General features: G+C 32.3%; 3 protein-coding genes. All 3 read left to right on the plus strand.

Features of this window, described 5'->3' with window-relative positions; translation table 11 throughout:
- The first annotated feature begins 439 nt into the window (after nucleotides 1–439).
- The 3 genes from F6K22_RS33250 to F6K22_RS33260 all read left to right on the plus strand — a co-directional run bounded on the left by F6K22_RS33250 (nucleotide 440) and on the right by F6K22_RS33260 (nucleotide 3,538).
- A complete protein-coding gene (locus F6K22_RS33250) occupies nucleotides 440–1,747 on the plus strand; it encodes an ATP-binding protein (protein ID WP_293108188.1) in 1,308 nt (435 codons plus the stop codon).
- A gap of 339 nt (nucleotides 1,748–2,086) precedes the next feature.
- Nucleotides 2,087–2,533 carry a tellurite resistance TerB family protein gene (locus F6K22_RS33255; RefSeq protein ID WP_293108191.1) on the plus strand — a complete coding sequence of 149 codons (447 nt, stop codon included), beginning with the start codon at nucleotides 2,087–2,089 and terminating at the stop codon, nucleotides 2,531–2,533.
- A gap of 588 nt (nucleotides 2,534–3,121) precedes the next feature.
- On the plus strand, nucleotides 3,122–3,538 hold the full coding sequence (locus tag F6K22_RS33260) for an acyl-CoA thioesterase (protein ID WP_293108194.1): 417 nt from the start codon (nucleotides 3,122–3,124) through the stop codon (nucleotides 3,536–3,538).
- Nucleotides 3,539–4,456: the final 918 nt, after the last annotated feature.

Raw genomic sequence — 4,456 nt, forward strand, 5'->3', positions numbered from 1 at the left:
TAAAAAACAGTAGTTTCTAAGTATAGATAGTAAAATTATAGCAATTCCCAAAAATCGTGAGGTACAAAATTTTAGGTTTGAGGGAACACTTAACTGGGAACAGGGAACAGAAAATAAGAAAAACAACTGTACCTCATAACTTTGGGAATTACTATATCTCTATAACTACATATTTATTTAGTCAAAAAATTAGTGAAAAAAAATAGCCTGTGATGTAAGCATTCAGCTAGCTCCCATTCAGCTTTCAGGTTTTCGTATTTTCGTAAAGAATAAAGCAACTATTAAGATTAGCTAATGACCTTTTTCGTGTCGGACTTTTAATTCTCGCCATCAGACTAATTCCTCCTGACAAAATAATGAATTAATGGCTGATAGCTAATACGCGATGTGCTGAATGCTTACCCTGTGATTAATCAGTCTATCAAATAATTAATCAATTATGTCTTGTTTAGATGCTCAAATTATCCCCCAAATTCAAAACTTGCAACAGCAAATAGCATCTCTATTGTTATATCAGTCTGTTCTCAAAAAAACAGTGGGTGAAGCTTTTATCCAGTTATTAGAATCTTTGTCTAAAAATGATGGAAGTGGAATAGAATGTATTCGAGCTTATAGTAATTGGTTTAGAACTATTGCTAGTAAAAATATTTCCTGGCAAGAATATCTAATTTCTCAGATTATTCAGGATGATAATCCCTTTAGTAAACAAGTTCAAAAAATAAATATTAACACCCTATCTCCAAATTTAATTGCAGCAGCAAAACATGATTTGCAAATTTTACAAAATCTTTATCACTGCAGTGGTACAACAATTAGTCAGTGGGTAAAAATAATAGCTAAATTAGAAAAACCTCCCATTGCTTGGGAACTAGAATCAGAAAAAAAAGAAACTATATATGAAAAGTTAAGAAGTTTAGAAAATTGGTCAGATGCTATTGAAACTTTAGCCACTCACTATAGTCATTTTGGCACTGGTTTATTCGCTGAATCAATTGCCTTTGAATGGCGGAATGGTAAACTATTAACTATTACCCATCCCGATCCAGTTAAATTAAAAGAATTAGTAGGATATGAATTCCAACGAAACACTTTAATTAAAAATACAGAATTTCTCCTGGCAGGATATCCAGCACTTAATGTTTTACTTTATGGTAGTCGTGGTTCGGGGAAATCTTCCTTAGTAAAAGCTTTATTGAATGAATATAGTCAACGCAATCTCCGTTTAGTTGAAGTAGCTAAGTCAGACTTAAAAGATTTACCATTAATTGTGGAAAAATTACGGAATGTTCCACAAAAATTTATTATCTTTGTTGATGACCTTTCCTTTGAAGAAGATGATGATACTTTTAAAGCTTTAAAAGTTGTTTTAGAAGGTAATTTAACTGCTAGACCAACCAATGTGGTAGTCTATGCTACATCAAATAGAAGGCATTTAATAAGAGAATTTTTTAACGATCGCCCTCGCCCAAAAGATAGTGATGAGGTGCATAATTGGGATACAGTTCAAGAAAAGCTTTCTTTTAGCGATCGCTTTGGTTTAACCTTAACTTTTGAACCTGCTAACCAAGATACCTATTTAACAATTGTCAGACATCTGGCAAAGCAAGAAAAAATCAATCTAAATCCTGAAGATTTAGAATATCAAGCCTTACAATGGGCAACTAGAAATAATGGTCGTTCTGGGCGAACGGCAAGACAATTTATTGATTTTCTCAAAGCCAATTTAGCAGTTTTTGAGAAGTATTGAAGAAGGAGATAGGTAAGGTTTTAGTTATTAGCTGTTAGCTCTCAGCAATAAGGCTTCGCTTTTGTAGTAAGATTTAATTCTGGCTCAATTAATAAAGCTTTTATCTAAAACCAAAAGCAATAGCTGATAGCTGACGGCTGAATACTTATGGTGATAAGTTTTAGGTTCTCTTGAATAATGGTGGACTTTTTAACTCAATTTTATAGGTATTAGGTGTTAAGTAAAATTTTTTCATCTATAACCTAGGACTTACAATCTATTTCCTAAAACCTAACACTTAAGGTTGCCGAAAAATCGGAGCCTAGTAACAGTAAAAAAATTACTAATGAGGTAACTAAAATGGGTCTTTTTGAGCAAGGAACAGCAACAATACAAGCTACTGATATTAAATTAGAACCTGCTGAAGCTTTTGCAGCTATCGCTTTAATTGCTGTAGCTGCTGATGGTATTATTACTGAAAGTGAAAAACAAGGTATTAGTAATATTTTCTCTCGCATGGAACTGTTTAGTAATTATTCAGAAGAAGGTAAGAGAGAAATATTAGATCGTCTCTTAGGTATGATTAAGAATCAGGAAATTAAGCCTTTGTTTGATGCTGCTGTTGCTAAACTTCCTAAAGAGTTAAGAGAAACAGTTTTTGCTGTTAGTACAGACTTAGTTTTAGTAGATGGAGACCTTGCTGAAGAGGAAGAACAACTTTTGAATGAATTGTATAATGCTTTGGAAATTTCCGAAGCAGTAGCTACTAAGATTATTGATGTAATGATGATTAAAAATAAGGGTTAATTTCAGTTATGAGTTATCAGTTATCAGCCATAAGTCAATACAGTTCAGTTAATAATTTTTTGAAGAATAAATAAGGAAGAAGGAAGGTAGATTATTCTATAGAGAATTGTAGTTAATTAAGAGATTTTTTCTGGTATTTCTGTAATCTCTAATTATTCTATTCCTTGTGAGTTTGAGTCTTATATGAACCGTATTAAGTTATCATTACCTATGAATGAAACTGGTAAGTTGAAATATTAATTCAAATTTCTCTAGTGCGGGCATCTTGCCCGCTAGTATACCTAATTAACTAAGGTTTGCGTATGGAAAGTCTTTTTGATAGGGTAGGGAGTAGGGAGTAGTTAAGAGTTAGGATTTACGGGAGTTATAGAAGAGGTGGTCATTCATAATTGATCCTTAGTTTTTCTGTGATAATTACCCCGTTTAGGCTCATTTTTTCCGCTCCATAAACCGAAAAGCTGGTACTTTTTCAGTACCTAAAATTCTTCAAACCTTTATTGAATAGTGCTTTGATATTTAATCAGCAAGCCCTAATTAAGATTAAATTCGCGATATTTTTTATCCTCATAATTAGATTTATTTCTATTAATGTCTTTTTACTATACAAGAATAGTTCATTTTCAGGATACTGATGCTGCTGGTGTGGTTTATTTTGCTAATATTTTAGCAATTTGCCATGAAGCTTATGAAGCGTCTTTAGCAGAATTTGGTATTAATTTGAAGGTTTTTTTTAGTAATCAAGAAATTGCTATTCCAATTATTCATGCTGATGTTGATTTTCGTCGTCCGATGTTTTGTGGGGATGAGTTAACTATTGAGTTAATCCCTAAAGGTTGGGGAGATGATGAGTTTGAAATTTCTTATCAAGTCTTTTTAAAGGAGGTGGAAGAACAGTGGGTGGCGAGAACTAATACGAAGCATGTTTGTATTCATCCTCGAAGTAGGAGTAGGCAAAAATTATCTGATGAAATGAGGCGATGGTTATTAAGTTTTGAAAGTTCGTAGTTTGGCGAATATCAAGGAAAAGAAAATGATATATCATGTTGAAAAATTTTTTTGATTTAATAAATCTATTAATGATTTTATTTATAGAACCCATTTGCTATCTTTTACATTTATTTTTCTTTCTACAATATTTGCGCGATCGCTGAGGGACAATAATATTTTTAGTTGAATAAAAAGTCATGTATATAGGCGAGTTATCCCCTATAGCTTTTATGAGATCACAAAAATTCTTCAGGAGCTTCATAAAATGAAAATGTTATTGGTTTTCCACTCTACAATATTTGCTCGAATATTTGCGCGATCGCCGAGGGAGAATAATATTTTTAGTTGAATAAAAAGTCATATGCATAGGCGAGTTATCCCCTATAGCTTTTATGAGATCACAAAAATTCTTCAGGAGCTTCATAAAATGAAAATGTTATTGGTTTTCCACGCTAGGAGCGATAGATGGAAAGATTCGATGATGGGAAAAACAAACATATTATATTTATGGGAGCTTCACAAAATGAAGATATTTCTGGTATTGCTCCTAGGGAAAATTCCTAAATACTTGCATTGTCTATGACTAAAGAAATTTAGTTGAATAAAAAATCATGCATATAGGGGAACATCCCCCTATAACTTTTATGAGATCACAAAAATTCTTCAGGAGCTTCATAAAATGAAAAAGTTATTGGTTTTCCACGCTAGGAGCGATAGATGGAAAGATTCGATGATGGAAAAAACAAACATATTATATTTATGGGAGCTTCACAAAATGAAGATATTTCTGGTATTGCTCCTGGGGAAAATTCCTAAATACTTGCATTGTCTATGACTAAAGAAATTTAGTTGAATAAAAAATCATGCATATAGGCAAACACCACCCTATAACTTTTATGATATCACAAAAATTGTGAGGATGGAACCGAAAATCCT

Origin of the sequence: Okeania sp. SIO2F4 (assembly GCF_010672385.1) — a bacterium.
GTDB lineage: Bacteria > Cyanobacteriota > Cyanobacteriia > Cyanobacteriales > Microcoleaceae > Trichodesmium.